Below are 26354 nucleotides of genomic sequence, written 5' to 3'. Positions count from 1 at the left end.
ACTGTCCGTAACTAATACCAAGTTGTTTCTAAAGCGGCAATCATATAGTTCAATATTATTGTTTAGACTTATTTTGTGGCAGATTTAATAGAGTTTCTTCCAGAAATTCTACTTTCCCTGTATGAATATCGTATACGGCACCCACTATTAAAATTTCGCCATCAATATATTTTTTGTGTAATATTGGGTCCAAGTCTCTCAGATCCGCTACTTGGTCAATTACGTTTTGTCTCACAGCATTATTAGTAGCATTACCAGCAATATGAGAGGATTTTGCAACTGCTCCTTTTATTTCGTTGATAAGCGTAACAATATGACCAGGTACGTTTTCAGGACGTTTAACTGCTGCATCAACCGCGCCACATTCTGTATGACCAAGTACAACTATTAATTTTGTATTTAATTTTAAAACAGCAAACTCCATACTACCATAAGAAGCAGCCGCAGAAACTTGACCTGCTGTACGAATAATAAATAAATCTCCCAAACCTTGGTCAAAAATTAATTCATTTGGAACACGTGAATCTGAACATCCTACAATTGTAGCAAATGGTTCTTGTCCTTTTTCTAATTTTTTGATAAAGCTAATGTCTTGTCTTGGGCGTATACTTTTGCTCTCAATAAATCGTCTGTTACCCCCTTGGAGTTTTTTAAGTGCGTAACGAGGATTTGCATAAGCAGAATCCCTATTTACAATATAATGGTCAACCCTCCATTTAACAGAATCAATTGCCATTAGAGTTCTAGCCTTTTTTTTGTTAGCTTTTTCTGTTTGTGCATGTGTGATATTTTGAATTAATAACAATGCAATAGCGATCAAAAAGTGTTTTTTCATAATAATATATTTAATGTTTAGACTATATCAATTTTTAAAATAACTTCTAAATCTATTTAATGATGAAAGTAAAATTATGATTTGAATTTCAATGGTTATATAAGGTTTAATTTATTATTGCTAATTTACAACAAATGAACTGATTGATTTGGTTGATAGTTTTTTTATTCTATTAGTGATTACAATTATTATTTTTTAACAACGAAGAATAATAGACAAATAGATAGGCATTCCAAAAGTAATATTAAACGGAAAGGTAACGGCTAATGCCATAGGCAAAAATAAACCTGGATTGGCTTTTGGTGCTGCAATTTTCATGGCAGCAGGAACCGCAATATAGGAAGCACTTGCTGCTAGAATGGCAAAAATAAATCGGTTGCCAACCTCATCAGTCACTAGTTGACTTAAAAAAGCTACTACTACCCCATTAATCAGCGGTATTACAATGGCAAATACCAAGGTAGACCATCCACTTTTAATGAAATCGTCTAATTTTCTTCCACTTACAATACCCATGTCTAATAAAAAAATTGCTAAAAACCCTTTGAAAATATCAGTGGTAAAGGGTTTAATTCCCATAGCTTGTTCTTCGCTAGCTAAAAAACCAATCACCAAACTTCCAAGAATTAATAAAACACTTCCATTGGTTAAAGAATGTCTTATGACAGAACTCATTTTACTGGAACTAACTTCTTTCTTGTTGTATAATCTAATTAAAATTACTCCGATGATTATTGCTGGTGCTTCCATCAATGCCATTACGGCTACCATATGTCCGCTGAAAGTATATTTTTGAATTTCCAAAAAAGTTACTGCTGTTACAAAAGTTACCGCACTAACCGAACCATATGCTGCCGCAATTGCACCCGAATTTTCAACACTAAACTTTTGCTTTAAGATAAAGAAACAATAAATAGGAATGACAACCGCAATTAATATCCCAAATAAGACTGCCCAAATGATTTCCATATGAAAATCACTGTGCGCCAATTCTTGTCCGCCTTTAAATCCAATAGAAAACAATAAATACAAAGAAATAAACTTGGATGTATTGTCTGGAATTGCTAAATCGCTTTTCAATCTTGTGGCAATTATACCAAGAAGGAAAAACAATAAAGCCGGATTTGTTAAATTATCTAGTAGTAAATCTAAATTCATCTTTTATTTTTATTTTTTTGTTGCACGTTCTAATCTGTCGTTAATGGATTTTCCTAATTCAAAATCCGGAAATCGTTCCGCAACAATCATATCTAAGTCCATTTTATCCAATCGATGCATTGCAGCATACAAATGTGAGGTAGCTTCTTTTAAATCTCCTTTTTTGGATAAAATTTCTTGATGAAAAACAGTAGCATTTTCGATCCTTTCCTTAAAAAGTAACAATCCGATTTTTTCATCTGGAAATCCCCTGATGAATTGCGCTACATCACTTTCTAAAAAAGTGGTGGTTGCTGGTGCGTAATGTCGTGATAACATTCCAGGCGCATCTGGTGCGTTTTCTTTTTTGTTTTTAATTTGGATTTTCCCGATAACTTCTTCAATATCTTCCACAGAAATAGAACCCAATCGATATAATATCGGTTCTTCATTTTCAAAACCAATTATCGTAGATTCTATTCCGTTTTGGCAATCGCCTCCATCTAAAACCATCTGTAATTTTTCACTAAAATATTCCGCAACATGCAAAGCATTTGTTGGACTTATTGCCCCAAAAGGATTGGCACTTGGAGCAGCTAATGGAAAATCTAATGCTTCCAACAATGCCAAAGCTGTAGCATGATTTGGAATTCTAATAGCCACAGAATCTTTTCCTGCAGTAACTAAATCGGGAACCGCTTCTTGTTTTTTCAACACCATAGTCAAAGGTCCCGGCCAAAATTTATCAGCTAACAATCTAGCTTTTTTCGGTATATCTTTTGCTAATTCGTCTAATTGTTCGATTGATTTAATATGAACAATTAAAGGATTAAAAAAAGGTCTTTGTTTCATTTCAAAAATCGCTTTTATGGCTTTTTCGCTGTAAATATTTCCAGCCAACCCATAAACCGTTTCTGTAGGAATGGCAACCAAATCTTCTTGGACTAAAATCTTGGCAGCTTTTGATATGTCTTTTGAAACCATTGTCATAATTCGTTTTAAGGGTTACAAAAATCACAATACATAGGATCTTCGGTCATTTTTTTATGTGGATACAATTCCTCAGAAGTATGGTTACACTTTTTACAAGTATAAATAAAACTCAAAGTAGAACGCGTAGACGAATTACAGCATTCACACGGTAATCCCATTTTGGCATCAGAAACCACAAATCCAGGTGTTTCACACATAGGACATAACGACTGAATTGCCTTTACTAATTTTAATACCGCTGTTTCAATCACTTTCATTCGTGTTGGATTGTACAGTGCGCGCATATCGGTTTCGACATATACTTTCCCAAATTCTTTCATCATTTCATTAAAGCTTTCCTTTAAAATCTTTTCATCAGTGATTCCTTTAGCTATTTTCGAAATATCCTTTTCCGATGGTTTTAAAATAAGTCCGTGCGATGGAAATTTTACTTTAGCAGCAAATTCCAGTAGCTCGACTTCAGTTTTAATTTCGCTGCCATTGAAATTGGTATCCATACTGAGTTCTCTTACTATAATTTCTAACTCATTTTTTTTATCAATAAAAATTAAAAATTCATCATCGGCATGGGCAAAAAAAATTGTGGGGTGCATCCCAAAAGACCCTTCGCTGGCGATACCTAAATCGCAATCATTCTCTTTCATAGCAAGGAGACATTTATTGCGAAGAGTCGTTACCGCGCCATCTTTTCTCTCAATTTCTCCCGAAAAAGTTCCCAATGTGTCAGTATCAAATTTATCTGAGACAAAGCAACTTACGCCTAATTCTTTTTCAAAAATCGGGGCAATCACGTTTTCTTTTTTATGCTTAGTTGCTATAAGAAGTTTTCTACCTTTGAACATAAATTACTAATTGTCAATAAGTGAAATGTTTATTTGTGAACTAACTAACAATCTCTTGTTTTTGGCTTTCGCCTCCGATAGTATCTTCTGCAATTTTTCAATCTCATTTTTTAGCTCAGGAATTCTTTTTTGAGCAATTTCATCGTCTTCTCCATATCGTTCCTGTGAACTCCAATTTTTTATCTTATGGAAATTTATTTTGGAAGAAAAAATACTAATTAAAATTTCCTTCGCCTCAACTTCCGAGAAGTTACCGTCAATAAGTGTTAAATTTTCGATTCTATTCATAATTTTGGTTGTTTTTATTTGATAACTGATTAGAAGAATATGCTCCAAGTATTATGGCAAAAGACGCAAATAGTTCACTGTTAATTACGTCATGTGTTGTTAAAGCCATAACAAGTAAAACAATCATTGCGACTAGTGAAATAGCTATTTTTATTACTAATTGATTCATTTTTCTATTTTAATTACTGCTTCCAATTTTAAATTCCATTTTTTTTCATCTATGTTATTTCTTAAATAAAACAGTTCTTTTTGTAGTAGTTTTATTTAGGACTCCCTAAATCACAATCATTTTCTTTCATCGCAAGGAGACATTTACTGCAAAGAGTCGTTAATGCACTATCTTTTCTCACAATTTCTCCCGAAAAAGTTCCCTATATGTCAGTGTCAAATTTATCAGAGACAAAGCAAATAATGCCTAATTCTTTTTCAAAAATCGGTGCAATCACATTTTCTTTTTTATGCTTGGTTGCTATAAGAGGTTTTCTACCTTGAAACATATTAGTTATTCTTTAAAACTTATTTCAATCGTACTATTTACAACCAAATTTAATCCATTTGCTTCTGCAACTTCCACTAAATTTTTAATTTTTTCTTTAGCTTCGTTAAGTTCCACTACTCTTTTTTTGGAGTGAGTGATGTCATTATTGAAACGAATATGATTGCTAAAATCCTCTAGATTATGGTGGTTAATCTTACTGTTTATTAATGCAGTTAATACTTTCCCTGCTTCTACCGGAGTAAAAACCCCATCTATTAATTTAAAGACTTGTTGATTTTTCATTTTATACTTAATTATTAGGTTTTAGTTTTTTACTTTTCTAATTATTCGATAAATTTTTTGGATTTCCTTTATATATTAATATATTAATTCAAAACTATTAATTGGGTCTGGCAATTCCTGTAATTTACGAATTAGCAACATGATTATATCTTTTAGATTAACGCGACAAAGATAGATATAATATTATTAATGATAGCAATACTATCATTAATAATTGTAAAATAATTTTTAGCTATATTTGCCAAAGAAAGATGAGACATCTTCTTTTTAGCAATTTATTATACGAAGACCAATCAATACAAGGATTAAAATGGAGTTACAGTTACAAATAAAAATGAATGAAGCATTATTTCTGCGCAACCCTGAACAGTCGGAGTTAGGCAAAAAAATCATTAGACACAGCATTGAATTAATCTATAAAAATGGATTTGAAGCGTTCACCTTTAAAAAATTAGCAAAAGACATTGGTACAACCGAAGCGGGTATTTACCGATACTTTGAAAACAAACATCGCTTGCTGTTATATATTGTAGCTTGGTATTGGAGTTGGCTTGAATACCAGATAGGCTTTAATACCAATAACATTAGTGACCCCATAATTAGATTAAAAATGGTAATTAAATTGTTAGCCACAACAGTAAAACATGATGAAAAAACAAGTTATGTCAACGAGAGCCTATTGCATCAAATTGTTATTTCAGAAGGTTCAAAAGCATACTTAACAAAGCATGTAAGCGAAGACAATAGACACCATTTTTTTAAACCATACAAAGATCTTTGTGCCGTTATTGGAGATTTAATTTCAGAATGCAATCCGAAATACAAATACCCTAAATCATTAGCTTCCACTATCATTGAAATGGCGCATTTTCAGAATTTTTTCATGAACAACCTGCCTTCACTTACCGATTTTGGGGTAAATAAAGACGAGACAAAAATCATTTCTTTTCTTGATAATTTGGTGTTTTCCAGCATAAATAAAATTTAGTTGTTGATGAGATCTCTGTCATTTTCAGGAGCTCCATCCAAGACTAGACATGCTAAACTGTGCCCGCATATAGAATTAATAATGCATGAAATTGGTGAAAGTAAAATGTCAGGAACAATAAACTATTACCCTCAAAATGAAATACCAGCAAGTATACAACATAAATTTCCGTTATTTGCAGCAAGTTTTAGCTGTAAGCCCACAAATTTCTCACAGGTTTATGGAGGGTTCTCACAAGTATATAGGCCCATGCTTTTCAAAGACATTGTTCCAAATTCTATATACGAAAAAGTAGATGAGAACATTAAAGATGCAAAAGGATATAATGCAGAATTAAGGTTTAGAGGAAATTGGAAATCTTTAAAAGTGGGACGTTACAGGTTTTTTACTTCAATACAATAACCGTTTTGGAACTTTGGCTTTAACTGATAATGAAGGAAATTTTTATACATACAGAACAAATATTGGAAATTCTCTAACCAAAGGAATTGAAATATTTATTGAGATTAACTGGGTTTTAAATAAAAAAATAGAAATGTCATTATTTAGTTCAACCTCCTTTATGGATGGTCGCTACACAACAGGAAATCTTAAAACAGGAAATTCAAATGTAAATATTGAAGACAACAAAATTGAAAGTGTACCAAATATAATTTCCAGAAATGGAATTTCAGTTCATTATTGGAAATTAAGTTTGTCGGGACTCTATAGTTATACAGCCACAAGTTTTGCCGATGCATTAAATACACTTACGCCAACAGCAACCGGAGCAATTGGTTTAGTTCCTTCATATGGAATATTTGATCTCAATTCAACGATAAGAATAAATTCCAAATTTGAAATTAAAGCAAGTTTGAATAATGTTTTTAATAAGCAATATTTCACTAAACGACCTTTATTTTATCCGAGTCCAGGGATATGGGCATCTGATGGAAGAAATGGATCAATTTCATTTGTGGTAGTATATCAGATCAAATAGACACCCAATTTACTTTTGACCTAAAAAAAATCTCTAATGATTTAGAGCTGAATCCTTCCTATTTATCAAGAGAGTTTTCAAAGTATTTTGAAAATCTTAATTTTGGGGATTATGTTAGGAAATTACGAACTGAAAAAGCAATTACTCTTATTCAAAATTCAAGCTATACGCTTACTAAAATAGCCTACATGACTGGGTTTTCAGATCAAAGTCATTTTACGAGAATATTCAAGCAGAGTAGAGGAAAAAATCCTTCTTCCTATCGAAAAAATACACAAAAAAGTAATCCAGATACAAAAAGTAAGTAACATACTATTTATACCTATTTAACCTTTATAGTTTTGTAATAAAACACAAACTATATGATTCCCTTTAAACATTTTCTGCTTCCTGCTTTATTAGTATTTTCTATAGCTGCTATTGGACAAACAACCTATCCAAAAATTACGGGCTATTTTGGTGTAGTTCATCCTAGTAGTAACTTTCGCTGAAAATCAAACTTCTTTAAACTTTAGAGATTATTACGCCGTTGGTTTTCCAACAGGAATTAACATCTGGAAAAGCTCTAAAATTGGATTCTCATTTGAAATTGTACCCAATATAAAAGCAGAAGATGGGACTAGCTAGTAAAATGAATAATTTATTATTTCATCCTGGCGTGTTGATAGCATTAGGTAAAGACTACACATTTGCGGGTAGAGTTGCCTTTGAGACAAATGGCAGATATGGAGTAACTCCAGTATTCAACAAAACTGTAATAAAAAATACCAACAGTAGCTATTATGTTGCTATTCCATTACCAGTACGATTTGGCAATGAGCATCCGGCCAATTTTAAAGTAGGTTTCCAATTTGGTATAGCCTTTTAGAACATCTTGTTTATGAAAGAAAATCCAAAATATAGTTTAAAAGAGTTACTTCTTTATTTCCTGAAATTAGGGACAATTGGTTTTGGTGGTCCAGTAGCATTGGTTGGTTATATGCACCGGGATTTAGTCGAAGATCAAAAATGGATTTCAGAAGATGAATATAAAGAAGGCTTAGCCCTGGCGCAATTAGCACCGGGTCCGTTAGCGGCACAATTAGCCATTTACCTTGGATTTGTACATTGTGGTTTTTTAGGGGCAACGTTGATTGGTTTTGCCTTTATTTTGCCTTCTTTCATAATGGTGGTACTATTTAGGAATCGTTTACAAGTTATACGGAGGATTGTCTTGGATACAAGCTGTTTTTTATGGCGTAGGTGCAGCTGTTATTGGTATTATTGTAATGAGTTCCTATAAACTAACGATAAAATCTATCGGCAAATTTAATGTAACCTCTTTTAAAACGAATTGGTTATTGTGGCTGTTTTTTTGTAGTTGCCATAGTTGTGACATTGGTTACACAACTGGAACAAGTTTTGTTATTTGTATTGGCTGGAATTATATATATGTTTGTCAAAGCACCACCAAAATGGTTCAATAATAAAACGGCAAATTCTATTCTTCTTTTGCAAATGGGCTTTAGGAGCTATGACAATTCTACTCTTATGAAGATTGCCCTCTTTTTTGCCAAAGCGGGAGCATTTGTATTTGGCAGTGGACTGGCAATAGTTCCTTTTTTACATTCGGGAGTAGTAATAGAAAATAAATGGTTAACGGAACAAAAATTTGTTGATGCGGTTGCAGTTGCAATGATTCCCCCTGGCCCAGTTGTTATTCCTGTTGGCTTTATTGGCTATTTAGTTGCTGGTTTTCCAGGTGCTTTGGTTGCAGCTTTAGCCACATTTTTGCCGTGTTATCTATTTACGGTTACTTTTGCTCCATCCTTTAAGAAAATTGCGCAGAATAAATCAATCAAAGCCTTTGTAGATGTTATTACTGCGGCTGTTGTTGGGGCTTTGGTAGGTGAGGTTGGAGTAATTGCTTCCCGAAGTATTTTTGATATTCCAACAACACTAATAGCTATTGCAACAATTTTTGCTTTACTTTATATCAAGAAAATTCAAGGACCTTATATTATCGTGGCAGCAGCAGTTGTTGGGGTTTTTATAAAATTAATACTATGAACAGAAAAGAGTTTTTAAAATCGAGCACTTTATTAGGTGTAGCTTCGCTAATTCTTCCAACAAATAATGCATTTGCCAAAAATTTAGCGGACAATTCAATTGATAAATTGGTTGATGGAAACGGCAATTATATTCAACAAACGCTTCCGTATAGTGAAAATTTTTTAGAACCCTATATGGATGCCGAAACCTTGCATCTACACTATACTTTTCATCACGGTGGTGCGGTAAAAGGGGCAAACAAAGATTTGCAAATGATAAAAAAAGCATTGGACGAAAACAATTTGGAAACCATTGATTTTTGGACAAAAAAATTATCACATCATTTTTCATCACATATACTACATTCGATTTTTTGGACAAACCTTACTAATAAAAACACGTTACCGCAAGGTGATTTGTTGCGGCGAATAGAAAAAAGTTTTGGGAGTTTTGATAAACTTAAAATCTTAATTGCAGCCACTTCAAAAAATGTAGATGGCAATGGTTGGGGAATTTTGGCATATCAACCATACAGCGATAGTTTGGTAATTTTACAATGCGAAAACCACGAAAAACTAACGCAATGGGGTGCCATTCCTTTATTGGTTATAGATGTTTGGGAACACGCCTATTATTTAAAATACAAAAACAAACGAACCGATTTCGTGGATGCTTTGTTTAATATTATTAATTGGGATAATGTAGCATTACGATTGAATGATGCGTTAAAATTGACATTATAAAATATGATATTACTTGTCAGGACAAATGGGAAAATGACTCATTTGTTCGGTTCTTCTATTCATTAAATCGTTGTTAATCAAAATAAATATTATTTTCAATCACATTTATTCTTGGGCTCGATACGCATTTCCATCAAAAAGCAATGTATTTTTCTGTATTTCAAATTATTACAATTGATTCAAGAAAACGTTTAGGACACTATTAGTAAAAAATATTAAATCAGCGTTAAACTGAAAAAATATTAAATAAACTTTTTGGATTATCATAAAATTACTTAATTTTGATTTTCAAAACATGAATTACAGCATTCATTTTAAACAAGTCAATTCAATAATTTACTTAAAAATTGTCATATTAAGTTTTGTGGCAAAATCGTGGCACATTAGTTTATAAATAGTTGAAAATGCAGTATAGGCACGGGTTCCAGCTTATTGGTTCGAATCCTGCTCTGGAACTGCTAAATATACAGCGAGCATAACAGTACTTTCCGGCACAGAGAAATCAATTGGCTGATCAATAGCCTTTGCTGTTGTTTTATATTTCCGAAGCTTTCCAATCATTTCGTACGCAAATTCAATATTACGACTAAATCGATCCCATTTGATAGATAGTATATTTTTATCTTCTCCTGATGATTTCTTTTTGATTTCTGAGAATAATTGGTTCCATTCTGGTCTATTGAAATTCTTCGCTGAGAAATCTTCGCGATAAATGCCTTTGACTTCGATATCGTAATATTTACAATACTTCAATAGTCTGTCCTCCTGCTCTGGCAAGGAGTAACCTTTTCTTTTTTGTTCGTCCGTACTTACACGAACATATAAATAGGCTGAGTTCATATCATGAATGTATTTGTTATTTGAGCTGGATTTGATGCTGTAAAACCAAAAAACATAAGATAATTTTTATGTTAACTTCAGAAACGGAAATGATAAACCGCATTTTGGAATTCGCTACGTTTCAGATTTGTCTTGCTCATAAGTGAAATTAAGCTTCATATTGATGGTCTCATGCTTTACAAACGCCTCCACACGCTCGATGAGCATCAGATTGAAGCGGTCTGCGCAGCCCCTTGCGTGGCCTACATACTGCATGAATTCAGAAAGATCCATCACATTGAGATAAATTCTGTTCTCTAGCATGGCGCTGCATATTTCCACTATTATCTTCTTCCAGTCCCCAAATCCAAAAAGTTCGGATACCAGTACTATGCAGTGAGGAAACTCCCTCTTATCATACTTGATCTCCTGCAGTTTTTTATCATATATTTTTGCCTCCTCATTGATCTTTCTTGCCGCCCCCGCCACTTGCACAATGCCTGAGGATAAAATCGATCTGATTCTTTAGTTCCCCCGTCCTAATTAAAATAACAGTCCTACACCTTCTCTCTTCAAATCCGGAAAAGCCACGATAGGCATTGGCAGTTCTCCTGCCCGGATATACGGCGTAGGCACTACCTGAGAGGAGATCATAAACGATTTTACCGTCAGCGCATCGTCAAACTTCAGAAGCTTCTGCACCTGTCCTAAGTTTGCATTAAGCCACGTATCACGTTCCAGATGTTTATGCACCATCCCTTTTTTGCCGTCCCTTCCGAGATAACGATCCATTTCCGTTTTCATTTCATGAATATTTTTTGCCTGACTTGTATTCTTGCACTCCAGGCTAAAAACTGTCGCTGAAGGTCTGTGAAACGCGAGTACGTCCACATCTCCGTAAGACTTGTCCGCATTAAGTGTCGCACCCGGCATTATCGGGACTTCATACCCAATAACCTCAAAACCTTCTTGTTGCGCCGCCCAGTCATGGACTACATTTCTGAAATCAGTCCCTCTTTGATCGGCATAACCGCCAATCAGTTTTTTGATTTCCTCCCCTCCGTTGGTCAGTCTTGCACCGCGCATTAAGTAATCCATCTGGTGTCTAGCAGCGGTAGCGCTTCTAAAACCCCAAGAAAGCATGCTGTCTCCAGCGTCATTAGAATGCCGTACAAGAAACCTTCTGGTCAGGCTGAACTCCCTGTTATATTTCCATGGAAATACTTCATTGTTTGAATAGCCATCAGGAGCTTTTAAAAAAGAATCACGAGGAGAAAGCACTAATTTTTCGATACCTGCACAGACCTGGTCTTCAGGCATAGCCGCCTCGTTTACAAGGCGTTCTATAAAATCCGATTCACGCATCGTAATTACGGATGCTTCTTCTTCAATACAAAAGTTTGATGCATAATACGAAATTTTATTCAGGTTGCTCCAGCTTACTGACCAGTCAGCAAGGAATGCTGCGTCATGCCTGTTGATGTATTCCTGAACCTCTGGGGGTATTTCTCCCGCATCTGCAGGCTGGTAGATAGAAAACCGCCTTGCAAAATCTTCCAGTTTACTGTCAATATCTGCTCTGGCATTTGCCAAACTGAAAGGTTCCATCTTTTCAGAAAAAAGATCTGAAATAAATCCAATTCTTCCCGATGGCAGTATACCCACTTCTGGATCATCCATATTAAAATAGACAGCATCACTCATCATACCAAAAGAGGTTATCTCATGCATAAGCGCAAGTAGCCTGTCCACGTCGTCCAGCGAAGGAATTAGTGTTCCTTTTACAGGCTGTGCGGCAAGGAACTCTATTAAATTGCGAAGAGATACCGATGTCCGAACCAGCATTCGTCCATTCTCCCGTATTTCCTCCAGCTTGCCCTCCTTATTTCCAAAACAAATCAGCTGGGCTGGGATTATTGTTTTTTCATACTCCCTCTTTTGCACAATAGACTCATGAAGGTTCAGCAGTAACACGAGCAATGCAGCATTTTCATATCTTGAAATTTCCTCTTTCAGTTTTTCAAGAAGAACATTAGTACCGGTATTGAAAAGCTGTTTTTTATCATCACGAGTCGTAATTTGCTCCGGTATGACCATATGCTCCATTATCCATATCGGCAGCTGGTCCATCAGCATTTCCTTTTCAGCATCCGATAAGAGCAAAGGCTCCATAAGCCATCTCCTGTCAATCATAAGATCTTCCTGACTGTCAAAAAAAAGCATCATCTTAGCCTGGCCCAAAGGCATAAACTTATTCAAGATTTCCTCGATAGTTATATCTTCCAGCGTAACTCCCAACAAACGGAAACTCTTCAATGTATGTCGCATAAGTTCCCGCTCGCCTTCATTATCTGCCCCTGTAAAAGACCAAATCGAAGATCCCGGAATGCTAATGGTAAGTACATTATCTGTGAAGGCTACTCCATATTCTTCTTTTGGAATTTCTGAAAGCTCCTGGGAAGTCATGCCAGTAAATATTACCGGATCAAGCTCAAGCCTTATTTCAACGGGAAGCTTCAAATGCGGATTTAAAACCGCTTCTAAAGCCGGCTTCATTTGGTCAAGCCAGAATGATAATGCATTGGTATAAAGGCGCACAATTCCTGCCATACCATGATCTTTTACCTGATAGCTTGTCATCCAGATAGGGGAACGGAAACTTTCCAATGACTCAATAAAATATCCTATATGCCTGATTGGCTTATAAATCGGAGCAAAATCCCCACAGGAAACCACAGGTAAAAATCCCAGCATTCCATCATTCAGGAAAGAAGAAGCATGATAATTCTGTTTTATTTTGGATCCTCTGATAAGATCGCTTCCCTCACTAGGAACCACCGCAAGAAAATCTGGCATTATGTCATCCGAAAAATAAAATCCTGAACTTTTTTGTTTATAGAGGCTGTACAGTTCTACGGCATCGCCCATCGTTTGTGTTTTGCTGTTAAATTTTGCCAGTGCTTTTGCAAACTTCCATAAGCTGTGCTTTTCCCAGTCTTCTCCCTTCGATAGATTTAAAAAATCATGAACATTAAACGGCAGCCTAAATTCCCTATCTCTGGGTTTCATAAATCGTCCCATTCTGGTGCGCCCGCAGGAATCTGTAAGCTGAAGTACAAGCAACTGGCAGTCCTGCCTATTTTGCTCATCTAATATTGTATTTGCTACATTCCTCAGCCTATTGTCCATTTTGGGCGGATGCATTTCAGAACCTATACTAACCGAAACGTCAGGTATGCTCAGTGGAGTATCAAGAGTCACATACGCAAGTCTGTTATGATCGAAAGAATAAATTGCTTCATTGGGAGAATTGGCATCAGGGAAAGGGTCGAGTTTAATATCTGTTTCTCTCCATTTCATCTCTGCACATGCTACCCGGATATGTCCCCAAAGCTCTTCGCGATACGCCTTTAAAAAAACTTCCTGACATCCAAATTTTAACGCTGTTCTAAGTATAAATTCATTTAGGGCATTAAGCTGATTTGATACAAGGACAAAATAATAACGTCCGTTATAATAGATTATAGGATAAAAAAGTAACGGCATCATTGAAGAATCATCCACATCTAAAGCGACATCTGGGTCCAGAATAAATTGATTTATGATTTTGGAATTAACATGGATCTTTTGACATAGTTCCTCCAATTCCAGCTCAGAGATGGAAAAGTCTACCTGAAGATCACAAACTTTCATTCTCCCTTTTGATCCGATACTTTCCATATTACCCCTTAGACCAGCCATGCGGGCCAGCTGGTCTCCCAGTTCCAGAATTAGGCCAATTCCCTGATATACTTCGTCGGTGAATTCTTTCGGAAACACAGTTCCCGAGTTAAAAACTACCTGGCTGAAACTAAGAAAAATGTCAGCAGTATGTGCGGCAATCCCTGGAAATGCAATATGGTTCCCATGAAAAAACACGACGTTTTCGGTAAATAGATTCTCTGGAGGATCTTCCATTGAATGCGCCGTATATTCCCGCTGCAATATTTCTCTAAGTACTGCTTTATCTCCCGGCTTGCCATTACTAAGACTTTTAGCTGCCAGTACTGCTATTTCTTCAATACGTATATTTTTTCCGTGATTTTCAGCCATAAGCTGCAAACCTATGATCTCATTCATAACAACATGTGAGTCGTATTCCTTTACGTATGTTTCCATTTTTGAAAGCGTTTTTTGAGTGCCGGGATTATCCGGCAGTCTGTCAATATTGTGACATTTTTTATTTTTTTTCCCGGATCCACAGGGACAAAGATCATTTCTTCCAATTTTTAGCGCCATATCATGTAGAATAAAGTGGCAAGATACTAAGAGTTCCTGAGGCAGCAATATGTAAAAAGACCTGAATTGAGTTCCTACCTTATGCCACAAAAAGCTAAGTTGGTTTTAATAAAAAGAGAGAAGGATTTGTTTTTTTGACGCTTCATTTTTCTTCGATCCCCAACAAGACATCCAAACCAAATTGTTCGTGCCATTCAAAGACAGCCCCTACATATAATAAGCCAATCTCATTAAATCCTGCATAAAATGATTTGAAATTTGTCCCGTTGGGGTCACCACAGCCAAAAGGCGCCAATTGAAGACAATTGGCGCCTTTTTTTTGTAAAAAAAGTATTAATCAATATATTTGTTTTCGTTTTTCATTAATACATCTTGAAGCTCTTAAACAATTCCTAATTGGCGGAATATATTATCGCCTGCATTCTTTCCCGTCATACTGACAAATGATATTGAGACACAGAAAATCCATTATTAAATGTACTTTAAATTAAGCAAATTCAATATTGTTAATTTCTTTACATAAATTAAGTTTTCACCTGTGAATAAATTAAATTGTATTTGAGGTTCAGGTAAGATACAACGTAAAGAACTACAATGCTAAAACGCCTTTGCATTAATTTACTCAAAGAATCGATGCTTAATTTTTTTTTGAAATGTCCTGGCGATTAACTACCCAAGTCCAGAAAAATTTGATAGATGCATAAAGCTAGATTTAACCACTGAACCGCCACTTTTGGGTAGGTGCTGTTGGCGATGGTTATATTTTATATGAAATCATTATTGAGGTCTTAACTGTTCAATGATTTTAGCGTCAACCCAATAATCTTTAGTCTCCCAATATGTACTTCCATCCTCTTTTACTTTTTCTTCTGACCTTCTAAAAAGAAAATATTTTCCGTCAGGTGTTAACCTCGCACCATTTTCTACTAATTCTGAATTTATCTTATCTCCCATATTAATAGCTGAACCCCATGAACCATCTTGCTGTCGAAAACTGATATAATTATCGGACTTACCATATCCTTCTTCTCGCTCGCTATCCCATATTAAGTAGGATTCATCAGGCGCAATAAAGGGGTGGGCGACCAATTTCCCTGAGTTAATCTCCTTGCCGAGTGGTTTTGGTTCTTCCTGTTTACCGTCTTTAATCCTTGATATACGGATTCCGTCATCAGTTTTATAATCATCAAAAACAATAGTGCCATTGGCGGATATTGACAACACCATAATGCCCAAATCTTTGCTGTCAAACATTGGACCTAGGCTTTTTAGCTTTGACCAACCAAAATCTGTACGTTCAATATAGTTATGCCTTGAGTATAAGATGTTGCTATTTTCAGTACCACTGGGATGAAAAGTATATTTACTAGCTCTATAATAATTTTCTTCTTGCCGATAAACAACAACGGCAGGCTGAAAAGGGTCATTACCTGAGTAAGTGAAGTAAAACTCTTCCATATTCAAAGAGTCCTCGTTCCCTAGTTTCCAATCTTCAGAAGTACTCTTTTTAGGAACAAAAACTTCAGGATTTAGTCCTGGTGGCTTATACCCAAAGTATAGATTTTCCTCTATCGAAGAATTATTCTTTTTTGTTTCTGGTTTCTTGGTATTGCAAGCATTTGAGAATATTACAAATGCCAGTGCTAAAAGTTTAATTATGTTTTTTTTCATTGTCCAATTAGTTTTAATTACCGCCAACTAGCTTCTTTTTTATTTAATGTTTACTAGTTTCTGGATCATTGCTTTTGCTGATTCTGAATTAGGATTTAATGCTAAAGCTTTTTTGAATGATTTTAGTGCGTTTTCTTTATCATTGTTTATAAAATAGGCTTCACCTAAACTATCCCAAGTATTTGCATCATCTGGAAACAATCTTGCATTTTCTTCGAATACAACAATAGCATTATCAACTGATTTTTCTTTTAAAAGAGCATAGCCAATTTTATTTAAAAGAATATTCTTATTGCCCTTAGCAGTTTTGTTAATGGCATCTAAATAAGCATTTACCAAAGCTGTTTTTTCATTCGTTTTAATGTCTGGATGCACACCTTTTCCTTCCCAATTGGTTTTTGTTACTGGATGAATGGCTTGGATGTACGGCATCGAAATTGTAAACTCATCGTTCAAATTAATTCGTTTGGTTCGGTTCGCACCTCCGCCTGTAATTTCACCAACTACAATAGCTTTATCTAAATGCTTTAAAGTATAAGTAAATGCTTCTGCCGCCGAAAAAGTATGCTTACTGGTTAAAATATAAAGAGGCTTGTTTGTACTTCGTTTTCCCTTTACATTTTCAAATGTGTACAGTTGTGTTTTTGTATTTGTTGCTCGCTCATAAAAATCACTTAATAAAACAGGTTTTTCATCAAAAAAATAACTCGATAATAACTGCATCATACTGGGAACACCACCTCCATTTGAGCGTAGATCGATAATGATTGCATTGGTACTACTTAAAAAATTCATTGTAGCTGTTGCTGTTTCTTCAGCATATTTTATATCTGCAAACTGACTTAAATTTAAATAACCTACGTTTCCTTCCATTATTTTCACCTCTGTAAATCCGTAATTTATTTCGGTCATTTGCATAGCTGTTCTTTTCTCCATTTCTAATCGCTTTTCTTCCGAAACAGCAAGTTTTTCCCGAGCAATACGCTCTGGTTCAAATCGAACTTTTAGGTGCAAATCTTTACTAATACTTTGCAAATCCTCTGTTACAGTTTTAGCGAATTCAACAGGACTTGTAATTTTATTATATGTATCAGATTTTAAATTTTTATCCAATTGCATTATCATTTTTTTGGATAATTCCAAATCGATATAAGCTACTTCAAGATGAGTTTTAATTGCCAATACAACTTCATTTTTCTCCTTTGTATTCAGTAATCGATTAGTGTCTTGTGCTGTCGTATTTTGCACGGTTACAAATAAAATCAGCAGCATTGTTTTAAGATAGGTTTTCATAATGTCTTCGTTTTACTATATATAATTTTCAGCAAACATATCAGTAAACTAAAACGGGCTAAAATATTTATCATCAACTAGTAAAATATATTCACATACAATATAATTTGTGTTCAAATCCGGTTTAAGCCTAAAAAAGCAGCGTTTGTGCTTCTTTTAAGTGATTTGGTGCAGATTGTACTGGGAAAAAGTCATTTTTTGTTAATTTTGACTCATGATTGAATTTTTTGAAAAGTACAAAGCCTTTTTGTATGGATTACTAATCCAAAGGATTGCAGTAGTTGTGCTACTGTATTTTAATATGATTTACATTGACAATTCTGGAACAATAGCGAATATCCTAAGTTTTATTTTTAGCTGGTTTCTAATTTCTTTACCTATTCATTATTTTTCGTTTTTAAAAAAGCATAAAACCATTTCTCTAAAGTTGCTTGTTCTGCTTTTTGTTTTTTTTGTAATCATTATAAATGATCTGAATTCCAAAATAATTGACAATCCCATAACCTTTATTGGATTAGTTTGTCTTGGATTGTCCTTTTTCGCCATCATAACTCCTTATTATTTCAAAAAGTACGCCTTGATTGTAATGAGTTATTATGGCTTGGTATTGGGTTATTTCTACTATCTAAGAGTATATATTAATGATATAAATAGATACTTTCAGCAGGAAAAAGAAATAAAAATCATCTTGACAGCTCCTTTTTTTGTGCTGCTTTTAACGTGGTTTTATCAGCAATGGAAATGGATGAAAACAATAGAATCAAGAAAAACAAAAGCAGAATTATCGTTGTTGAAAAGCCAGATCAATCCCCATTTTTTTTTCAATACTTTAAATAATTTATATGGTTTAGTAATTGAAAAATCTGATGATGCACCAAATGTTATTTTAAAATTATCCGACATAATGCGTTATACTATTTATATGGGAAAAGAAGATGTTGTACCTTTAAAAAATGAAATAGAATACTTAACAAACTATATTGAATTGCATAAAATACGATATCAGAAAAGAGTCGATATTGTATTTAATCACAGTCGCGAAATTGATTGTCAAATTGCACCATTACTATTTATTATTCCGTTGGAAAACGCATTTAAACATGGCGTAGAAAGCATAACCGAAGATGCTTATATTCATATCAATATAAAAATTGATGCTGGCATACTTTATTTTTATATTGAAAATAACTTCGAAGCAAAAGAAACTTTCCAAACTGCCGGGATTGGAATACAGAATCTAAAACAGCGATTGAAATTATTATATCCTGATAAACATAAAATCAAAATAGATGTTAAAGATTCTATTTACAAATTAGAACTTAAAATAGAAATGATATGTTTCGCTATTTAATTATTGATGATGAACCTATTGCCCATCGCATTATCGAAAACTATTGCGAAAATTTACCCTATTTAGAAAAGAAAGGAAATTGCTATAACGCCTTTGAAGCCTTACAATTTTTGAATGAGGACACTGTCGATTTGCTGTTTTTGGATATTAACATGCCTAAACTATCTGGTTTTGATTTTTTAAAAACCCTACCCAATTCACCCAAAATAATTGTAACCACAGCCTACAAAGAGTTTGCTCTTGAAGGTTATGAACTTAATGTTTCGGATTATTTATTGAAACCCTTTAGCTTTGACCGATTTCTAAAAGCCATTAACAAGACATTTGATAGTGCTCAAAATAAAAAAAGTAGTGTTGCATTGCCACCAAACGAAACAGAACCAAATATAAATAGCTTTTTTTTAAGAGGTGATAAAAAACACCATCAAATTCATTTTGAAGATTTATTGTTTATAGAAGCTTATGGACATTATACCAAAGTATATGTAAAGAATGAAATGATTGTTAGTCTTCAAAAAATTTCTGATTTGGAACAGTTGCTTCCAAAATTTGATTTTATAAGAACCCATAAATCTTTTATAGTTGCTAAAAATAAAATCAAACAGATTGAAGGCAACAGGATACTAATAGGTGGATATAAAGTACCAATAGGACAAACCTATAAAGAAAATATCATAATGCTTTTTTAATTTCACTCTTAAAAATCATCTTCAGTTAATTATTAATTTAAATATATCCTATTTGACTTTTAGATCTTAATTTTGAATTTAATAACACATTTAAATTTATCTTATTGATTAACTAATTAATTTTAGTATTGTATAACTTGACAACTCTTACGTACATTTTACTATCAATCCCCAACAGGACGTCAAAACCAAATTTTGGGAGCCAATCAAAGACAGACCCTACACATAATAAGCCAATATCTTCAAATCTTCCATAAAATGATTTGAAATTTGTCCTGTAGGGGTCACAAAAAAAGTAAAAAGCCTGCAAAGTATTCATTTTGCAGGCTTTTTTTGGTTCGACAAAATCATCAGTAGTTTTAATTGATTGATAACCTCTTGTTTTTGCTGATTTTAACGGTTCGAATCCTGTAAAGAATCATCAATTCTTATGTTAAATCTTTAGAAGGTCATGATTCTTATCTGATCGGGGGATATACAATAAAAGTTCTTAACTCAGGTTTCAATTTTTCTTAACTGGCTGTTCTCTTTTTTTTCAGCATATTCAGTAAGTGACTTATGCTGAAAGTGGTGTAAAATTAACTGTAATTTCCACTTTCGTCAATACACTAAAGTTCAGCAAATAAAAGAAATCAATAATTAACCCGTTGGGTAATCAAAATCAATTACACCCTGAACAAAATCACTAGTTATTTTTTTATACTTTTTTTCTGAATTTTCATATAATCACTAATTGCCTTTTCAGAAATCTTGGGATTAGCTCCTTCTTGTCCAGCTACTAAAGCGCCTATTGCACAAGCATAATTCAACGCTTTTTGAGGTGATTTTCCTCTTAATAATCGTATTATTAATGAAGCTAAAAAGGAATCCCCAGCACCAACGGTATCTACTACTTTTATAAAATAACCACTATTATAATAAAATTTATCATTGTAATACAAGACCGCTCCAAATGCACCTTTTGTTACGCAAACCTGTTTTGTATTTGTCTTTTCAGCGATAAATTTAATATTCTGTTCAAAGGAATTATAAGGTGACTCCAATTGCTGACTTATCTCATATAATTCTTCATCATTAAGCTTAATAAAATCGGCTTTTAACATCAACTCATTAAGTACGTCTTTGGTGTAATAAGGAGCTCTTAGATTTGCATCCAAAACTTTATATTTAGCTTTTTCCAAAAGGTCATACAAAGTAGATCTGGAAACTTCATCACGACATATTAAACTCCCGAAAACAAAAACATCTGCTTCAGAAATCACTTTATCCATTATTTCAGTTTCTACAATTTTATCCCAAGCAGAAGGATATAATATATCATAGGAAGCATTTCCCTTTTCGTTTATCATTACATGTACCGCACCCGTTTTGTATTCCTTAGTTACTTGAATTAAATCAGTAGTGATTTCTTGACTGCTTAAAAAAGATAAAATATCTTCTCCATTTTCATCCGCACCAACACGACTTATCATAGTTGTTTCTACTCCAAAAGAATTCATTCGTAAAGCCACATTTAATGGAGCTCCTCCAATTTTTTTATGTGTTGGAAAAATATCCCATAAAACTTCCCCAAAACATACAGCACTTAAAGTGTATTTTGCATTCATAATAAAACTTATTAAAAAATTAAGAATAAGTACAAAACCGACCTATTCAATAAAACATTTAAAAGTTAAAGGCAAGAACATATCTTGCCTTTAACACAATTTAAACAAACACCAAAACAAATTTAATCCTTAATATCCAGGATTTTGTTTGTATAACCCTCCTGTAAAATCAATTTCTCTTTGAGGTATCGGATAATACTCATCTCTACCTGCCGTAAACTTTGCATTAGAAAGAAAATCTCTTTTAGTTTTCTCAACATTTAGGTAGGCATTCAAAACGGGCTCAGCAATACCCCATCTTACTAAATCAAAGAATCTTGGTCCTTCCATACCAAACTCCAATCTCCTTTCAAACATTAACGCCTTCATTGCGTAGTCTTTTGATGGGAAAGCAACATAAGGTTGAACTTTATAAACATTTGAAGCTCCAGCCGCCAAAGTCATTGCAGTACTAGCTGCAGCTCTAGCTCTAATTTGATTAATCAAAGGTAACGCTTCTGCATATCTATTCAATTGAATTAATGCTTCTGCTTTGAATAATAAAACATCTGAATATCTAATAAAATCAACGTTTTTAGAAGTACCTATGAATGGTCCGTTTTTCACATAGCAAGAACAGTCTGGAGATTGTTGCTCTTTCATATTTCCAAAGTATCCATAAACCCCTGGATCTCTAGCCCAACTCAATTTATAGACCATATCTCCTGAATTTTTTAGCGTGTTTTTATATTTAAATGGTCTTCCCGGAACACCAACAGTATGGTCAATTCTTGGGTCTAAAGTAACTCCAACTGCTAGTGGAGCATCACCATTGGTTATTGTATTAAAAATATCTGAATTATTGAAAGTGTCTAATAATGGTAAGCCATTAGCATCGGTTCTAAATGCATTCACCATATTTTGGCTTGCCACATGAAAGCCACAACATCCATACAAAGGTGTTCCATGAGGAGAGTTTAATCCTGTAACAAAACTTACTCTTCCTGTATTGGTTCCGTCATTTATAGAGAATTGTACAGCCCAAATAGATTCTGAACCATTATCATGGCCATCTAAAAAATTATTCCCAAAGTCAGGCTCTAAACTTCCTGTCACTTTATCAGCATAATCTATTACTTTTTGTAATTTTGTTGCATCTATACTAGTTACTTGATGCGCATCATTTTGCTTATATGCCTGATATAAACTTAATTTTGCAAGATAAGCAGCTGCAGCATTTTTATCAGCTCTACCAACCTGATCCTGACTTTGTTGTAAATTATCAAATGCAAATTGTAAATCAGCTGCAATTTTGTCCCATAAAGCATCACTTGACAAATCATTTGACGTTTTTAATATGTCTTCTTGAGTAAGCTCTTCTGTGATATAAGGAACTTTATTAAACAACAACTTTAGCATAAAATGAGAATGCGCTCTTAAAAAACGTAATTCTGCTTGTCTTACTTTTTTCAATGGATAATCTGCATCTGGAATTGCATTGATAACTGACAAGGCAAAATTAGCTCTAGAAATCGCTTTATAGTGATTTGTCCAAGTTCTAGGTAACATCCAGTCACCATAATCTGCAATAGTTGTATTGTATTGTTCATAACGGTCAATTGCATCAACATCCCCACGACCTCCACCTCCTTTATAGGCATCATCAGATCGTACACTTCCGTAAACCCATTGGTTTGTTATTGGACCAACCATTTCGTCATTTCCAATTGCAGCATAGGCCGCGTTTACAAGTGCTTCTGCATTTGCAGCTGTTGCCACATTTCCAGAAGACAATACTCCTGTTGGTTCATAATCTAAAAAATCGGAGCTACATGATGTCAAAAATAAAATTGACAAGCAAATGGTAACTATACTATTATATTTCTTCATGATAATTAATTAAAAATTAAAGTTTACACCTAATGAGAATGTAGTTGGTACTGGTATTCTATTAACATCTGTTCGTTCTGGATCGGAACCAATATATCCTTTTGGAGTAAACCAAAATAAATTTTCTCCTTGAGCATAGATTCTACAACTTGTGATGAATCCCGATTTTTGAACTAACTCATCTGAGAATGAATACCCAATTTGTATGTTTCTAACTTTGAAATAAGAATTATTTCTTAAGATATAATCTGACATCTGTGTGTCATTGTTTGCTAATGAAAGAGATGGCACCTCAGTATTTGTATTTGTTGGTGTCCAAGCATTCAATGTTCCAGGGCCAGCATTATCTCTTCCTTGAACAAAATTATTCCAAAAAATATACGGATCAACCCCAACTCTGCCGGCTACACCAGAACCAAAAATGGAGAAATCAATATTTTTATAAGCCAAACTAATATTAATACCGTATTCTAATTTTGGAAGAGTTGTACCAATAAAAGTTCTATCATCTGAATTAATCACATTATCCCCATTGATATCAACAAATTTAATACCTCCCAATCGAGAACCTACTTGAGTAGCATGTGCATCTATTTCAGCTTGATTTTGGAATAAACCCTCTGTTTTATATCCAAAAACTTCGAATTGTGAATGCCCAATTATTGAATTAGCTGCAGTTCCTGGATAAGCTGCTCTTACCTCTGCTGGCAAATCAGTAATTTCATTCTTGGTAGCACCAAAATTTGTGGTAATATTAAAAGACAATCCATTATCTAATTTATCTGCATATCCTACTGTAAGTTCCCAACCTTTATTTGCAGTTGAAGCACCATTTACAAAACGTTGCTGTCCTTCTCCAACAGCAGATGCAACTGGTGGTCTAATCAAAATTCCCTCTGTCTTTCTTGAGAAATAATCAAAGGATCCTGATAATTTATCTCCGAAAAAACCAAAATCCAAACCTACATTAACCTCTTTAGTAGTTTCCCATTTTAACCCTGAATTCGCAGCTTGTATGGATACAAAACCAGAAGGTAAATTTCCTGTGTTAGTTCCATTCAAATCATAAGCAGTTCCAACATTATAATAAATATTGAAAAAATCTGGATTATAAACATTTTGATTTGGTCCGTATCTCGATTCATATAAACCAAAACGAGCATTATCCCCAATAGATTGATTTCCTACTTCGCCATAACCAGCGCGTAACTTCAAGTTAGAAACTACAGTTACATTATTAAAGAACTCCTCATTATTGATTCTCCATCCTGCAGTAACGGCTGGAAAAATACCATATCTATTATCTTCACCAAATCTAGATGATCCATCTCGACGAATAGTGAATGAAGCTAAATATCGGTCAGAGAAAGCGTAGTTAAATTTTCCAAACTGAGAAAGTAGTCTACTTCCAGTTGAAATTCCATTGTTTGTTCTAGCTCCAGTAGCCGCAGATAGTGTAAAATAAGATTCTGATTCAACCGCAAATCCCTCAGCACGAGCATACAAAGTATTCAAATCCGTTTTGGTTGATTCAGTTCCAATAAGGATCCCTAATTTATGTTCAGAAATAGTAAGATTATAATTTAAAGTATTTGAAATTGTTAAACTAGAATACTTATTGGTATCAAAAGTTAAACTATTGTTATTTCGATTGACAAATCCATTTTTCACGATCGGTTCAATGTCTTTTCTGCTGAAATCATTAAAATCCATCCCAATACTATTTCTAAAGGTTAACCCTTTTAAAATGTCAATTTCAGTAAAAACATTACCGTACAAAGCCATTTTTTTGCTATTATCCCATCTGTTCAAATATTGCATTAGTAAAGGGTTGTTTCTATCTGAATAACCAGAACCCAATGGCCCAGCATAATCACCAGATGCCGTGTAAACTGGAATCGTTGGCGCAAGGGTTATTGCTAAACCTGGTGTTGGTGCGTTTCCAACATCATTGGCAGCAGCTCTTTCGCTTGATTGTGTAAATTGAGAATTCACACCAAATCTTACCTTATCGTTAAATAACTTGAAATTGGCATTAAGTCTTGCAGAATATCTCTCATAATTAGTATATTTTAGCATACCAGAATTATCTAAATACCCCATGTTCAATACTGCATTTGCTTTATCAGATCCACCAGATACAGATAAATCATTATTAATAAGAAGCCCTGTTTGGTATACAGTATCTTGCCAATCAGTATCCCCTGCAGGTACATTAGTATCTCCTCCTACATACGGCTTTACACTCACGCTGTTTAATACTGGATTACTGAAGTCATTATTCCAATCAAAATTATAGATTTCACCATATCCACCAGACGGACTTGCTCCATCGTTAACAGATGCTTGCCATAAAACTTTTCCTCTATCTAAAGCATTCAGCATTTTGTATCGTTGTTTTTTCTCTGAAAGAACAGAAACGTTAGTACTGTAAGATACTTTTGTTAATCCACCTTTTGCTGCATTTTTAGTGGTAACAATGATTACCCCATTGGCAGCTCTAGAACCATAAATAGAGGAAGCCGATGCATCTTTTAAGACTTGAATAGATGCAATAGCACTTGGACTCAAACTAGCAAATACCTCTGGTCTTGTTGTAGGAACCCCATCGATAACATACAATGGATCTGTATTACCAAGTGTACTTACCCCTCTGATTAATATTCTACTATTTGCCCCACTTGGATCTCCTGATTTCTCTATATTCAAACCAGCAACCCTTCCTTGCAGAGCTTGCATAGCATTTCCAGAACTCATGGTTTGCCCAGTAATAGGTTTCAGTTCTACTACCGTAACTGCACCGGTTAAATCGGCTTTTTTCTCTTTAGAATAACCAGTAACAACAACCTCTTGCAGTTTCAAAGACTCTGCTTTTAATGCAATTTTTAAAGTGGTTTGTCCATTAAGTTTAACAGACTGAGATTCATATCCAGTAAAACTAAATATTAAAGTTGCATTTTTGTCTACATTGTTTATCGAAAACTGACCGTCGAGATCCGTAGTTGTTCCGACTTTAGTTCCAGAAACCAGTACTGATGCACCAGGAAGAGACATTCCGTCTTCGGAAGAAGTTACCACTCCTTTGATTCCTATATTTTGGGCCGATACAGAAAAAAACGACCCCATCAGGATTAAGTAAAGAATAATTTTGTGTTTCATA

26 protein-coding genes are annotated in these 26354 nt (G+C 34.2%); 11 read left to right on the top strand and 15 right to left on the bottom strand.

Features of this window, described 5'->3' with window-relative positions:
* Positions 1-55: 55 nt before the first annotated feature.
* From CLV00_RS10805 to CLV00_RS10780, 7 genes are all read right to left on the bottom strand, one after another.
* Positions 56-835 (bottom strand): carbonic anhydrase, encoded by a 780-nt coding sequence (locus CLV00_RS10805; protein WP_199074795.1) that lies wholly within the window; start codon positions 833-835, stop codon positions 56-58.
* Between the two features lie 195 nt (positions 836-1030).
* Complete coding sequence (locus tag CLV00_RS10800) at positions 1031-1993, bottom strand: sodium-dependent bicarbonate transport family permease (protein WP_099715210.1); 963 nt, start codon at positions 1991-1993, stop codon at positions 1031-1033.
* A 9-nt stretch (positions 1994-2002) separates the two neighbouring features.
* Positions 2003-2962, bottom strand: a complete 960-nt coding sequence (locus CLV00_RS10795; RefSeq protein ID WP_099715209.1) for an L-threonylcarbamoyladenylate synthase — start codon at positions 2960-2962, stop codon at positions 2003-2005.
* A gap of 8 nt (positions 2963-2970) precedes the next feature.
* Complete coding sequence (locus CLV00_RS10790) at positions 2971-3807, bottom strand: DUF6671 family protein (protein WP_099715208.1); 837 nt, start codon at positions 3805-3807, stop codon at positions 2971-2973.
* Between the two features lie 6 nt (positions 3808-3813).
* Positions 3814-4095, bottom strand: a complete 282-nt coding sequence (locus tag CLV00_RS10785) for a hypothetical protein (protein WP_099715207.1) — start codon at positions 4093-4095, stop codon at positions 3814-3816.
* A complete protein-coding gene (locus CLV00_RS16405) occupies positions 4088-4264 on the bottom strand; it encodes a hypothetical protein (protein ID WP_158234597.1) in 177 nt (58 codons plus the stop codon). The genes CLV00_RS10785 and CLV00_RS16405 overlap by 8 nt, the downstream gene beginning before the upstream one ends.
* A 333-nt stretch (positions 4265-4597) precedes the next feature.
* On the bottom strand, positions 4598-4876 hold the full coding sequence (locus CLV00_RS10780; RefSeq protein ID WP_099715206.1) for a hypothetical protein: 279 nt from the start codon (positions 4874-4876) through the stop codon (positions 4598-4600).
* Positions 4877-5210: 334 nt separating this feature from the next.
* Between CLV00_RS10780 and CLV00_RS10775 the strand changes: the two genes are divergently transcribed.
* The 9 genes from CLV00_RS10775 to CLV00_RS10745 all read left to right on the top strand — a co-directional run bounded on the left by CLV00_RS10775 (position 5211) and on the right by CLV00_RS10745 (position 9617).
* Positions 5211-5864 (top strand): TetR/AcrR family transcriptional regulator, encoded by a 654-nt coding sequence (locus CLV00_RS10775; RefSeq protein ID WP_233206890.1) that lies wholly within the window; start codon positions 5211-5213, stop codon positions 5862-5864.
* Positions 5865-5870: 6 nt separating this feature from the next.
* On the top strand, positions 5871-6266 hold the full coding sequence (locus tag CLV00_RS10770) for a hypothetical protein (protein WP_099715204.1): 396 nt from the start codon (positions 5871-5873) through the stop codon (positions 6264-6266).
* A gap of 13 nt (positions 6267-6279) precedes the next feature.
* Complete coding sequence (locus tag CLV00_RS10765; RefSeq protein ID WP_099715203.1) at positions 6280-6843, top strand: TonB-dependent receptor domain-containing protein; 564 nt, start codon at positions 6280-6282, stop codon at positions 6841-6843.
* The gene (locus CLV00_RS10760) at positions 6807-7151 is read left to right on the top strand and encodes a helix-turn-helix domain-containing protein (RefSeq protein WP_369800965.1); all 345 of its coding nucleotides are present in this window, start codon (positions 6807-6809) and stop codon (positions 7149-7151) included. Before CLV00_RS10765 ends, CLV00_RS10760 begins: the two co-directional genes overlap by 37 nt.
* A gap of 54 nt (positions 7152-7205) precedes the next feature.
* A complete protein-coding gene (locus tag CLV00_RS16635) occupies positions 7206-7334 on the top strand; it encodes a hypothetical protein (RefSeq protein ID WP_255409050.1) in 129 nt (42 codons plus the stop codon).
* Between the two features lie 122 nt (positions 7335-7456).
* Positions 7457-7711 (top strand): hypothetical protein, encoded by a 255-nt coding sequence (locus tag CLV00_RS16570; protein WP_233206889.1) that lies wholly within the window; start codon positions 7457-7459, stop codon positions 7709-7711.
* A 12-nt stretch (positions 7712-7723) separates the two neighbouring features.
* Positions 7724-8125: a chromate transporter gene (locus CLV00_RS16565; RefSeq protein WP_233206888.1), complete on the top strand. Its 402-nt coding sequence runs from the start codon at positions 7724-7726 to the stop codon at positions 8123-8125.
* An 89-nt stretch (positions 8126-8214) separates the two neighbouring features.
* On the top strand, positions 8215-8892 hold the full coding sequence (chrA, locus tag CLV00_RS16560; RefSeq protein WP_233206887.1) for a chromate efflux transporter: 678 nt from the start codon (positions 8215-8217) through the stop codon (positions 8890-8892).
* A complete protein-coding gene (locus tag CLV00_RS10745; protein ID WP_099715202.1) occupies positions 8889-9617 on the top strand; it encodes a superoxide dismutase in 729 nt (242 codons plus the stop codon). The genes chrA and CLV00_RS10745 overlap by 4 nt, the downstream gene beginning before the upstream one ends.
* 429 nt (positions 9618-10046) lie before the next feature.
* Here CLV00_RS10745 and CLV00_RS10740 read toward each other — a convergent pair whose 3' ends face one another.
* From CLV00_RS10740 to CLV00_RS10720, 5 genes are all read right to left on the bottom strand, one after another.
* Complete coding sequence (locus CLV00_RS10740) at positions 10047-10457, bottom strand: recombinase family protein (protein WP_233206886.1); 411 nt, start codon at positions 10455-10457, stop codon at positions 10047-10049.
* A 114-nt stretch (positions 10458-10571) separates the two neighbouring features.
* Complete coding sequence (locus CLV00_RS10735) at positions 10572-10931, bottom strand: hypothetical protein (RefSeq protein ID WP_099715201.1); 360 nt, start codon at positions 10929-10931, stop codon at positions 10572-10574.
* Between the two features lie 48 nt (positions 10932-10979).
* Positions 10980-14714, bottom strand: coding sequence for a YecA family protein (locus CLV00_RS10730; RefSeq protein ID WP_143394889.1), 3735 nt, complete (start codon positions 14712-14714; stop codon positions 10980-10982).
* 777 nt (positions 14715-15491) lie between these two features.
* Positions 15492-16385: a PD40 domain-containing protein gene (locus CLV00_RS10725; protein WP_099715199.1), complete on the bottom strand. Its 894-nt coding sequence runs from the start codon at positions 16383-16385 to the stop codon at positions 15492-15494.
* 39 nt (positions 16386-16424) lie between these two features.
* A complete protein-coding gene (locus CLV00_RS10720) occupies positions 16425-17678 on the bottom strand; it encodes a S41 family peptidase (protein WP_099715198.1) in 1254 nt (417 codons plus the stop codon).
* Positions 17679-17892: 214 nt separating this feature from the next.
* Between CLV00_RS10720 and CLV00_RS10715 the strand changes: the two genes are divergently transcribed.
* Together CLV00_RS10715 and CLV00_RS10710 are read left to right on the top strand one after the other, a co-directional pair.
* Positions 17893-19029 carry a sensor histidine kinase gene (locus tag CLV00_RS10715; protein ID WP_099715197.1) on the top strand — a complete coding sequence of 379 codons (1137 nt, stop codon included), beginning with the start codon at positions 17893-17895 and terminating at the stop codon, positions 19027-19029.
* Positions 19014-19718 (top strand): LytTR family DNA-binding domain-containing protein, encoded by a 705-nt coding sequence (locus tag CLV00_RS10710; protein WP_099715196.1) that lies wholly within the window; start codon positions 19014-19016, stop codon positions 19716-19718. Before CLV00_RS10715 ends, CLV00_RS10710 begins: the two co-directional genes overlap by 16 nt.
* A 689-nt stretch (positions 19719-20407) precedes the next feature.
* Here CLV00_RS10710 and CLV00_RS10700 read toward each other — a convergent pair.
* From CLV00_RS10700 to CLV00_RS10690, 3 genes are all read right to left on the bottom strand, one after another.
* Positions 20408-21325: a carbohydrate kinase family protein gene (locus CLV00_RS10700; protein WP_099715194.1), complete on the bottom strand. Its 918-nt coding sequence runs from the start codon at positions 21323-21325 to the stop codon at positions 20408-20410.
* A 129-nt stretch (positions 21326-21454) separates the two neighbouring features.
* On the bottom strand, positions 21455-23194 hold the full coding sequence (locus CLV00_RS10695; RefSeq protein ID WP_099715193.1) for a RagB/SusD family nutrient uptake outer membrane protein: 1740 nt from the start codon (positions 23192-23194) through the stop codon (positions 21455-21457).
* 9 nt (positions 23195-23203) lie between these two features.
* Positions 23204-26353 carry a TonB-dependent receptor gene (locus CLV00_RS10690; RefSeq protein ID WP_099715192.1) on the bottom strand — a complete coding sequence of 1050 codons (3150 nt, stop codon included), beginning with the start codon at positions 26351-26353 and terminating at the stop codon, positions 23204-23206.
* Position 26354: the final 1 nt, after the last annotated feature.

The sequence above is a fragment of the Flavobacterium sp. 11 genome (assembly GCF_002754315.1).
Lineage (GTDB): Bacteria > Bacteroidota > Bacteroidia > Flavobacteriales > Flavobacteriaceae > Flavobacterium > Flavobacterium algoritolerans.
This window is presented reverse-complemented; position numbering and strand designations above follow the sequence as displayed.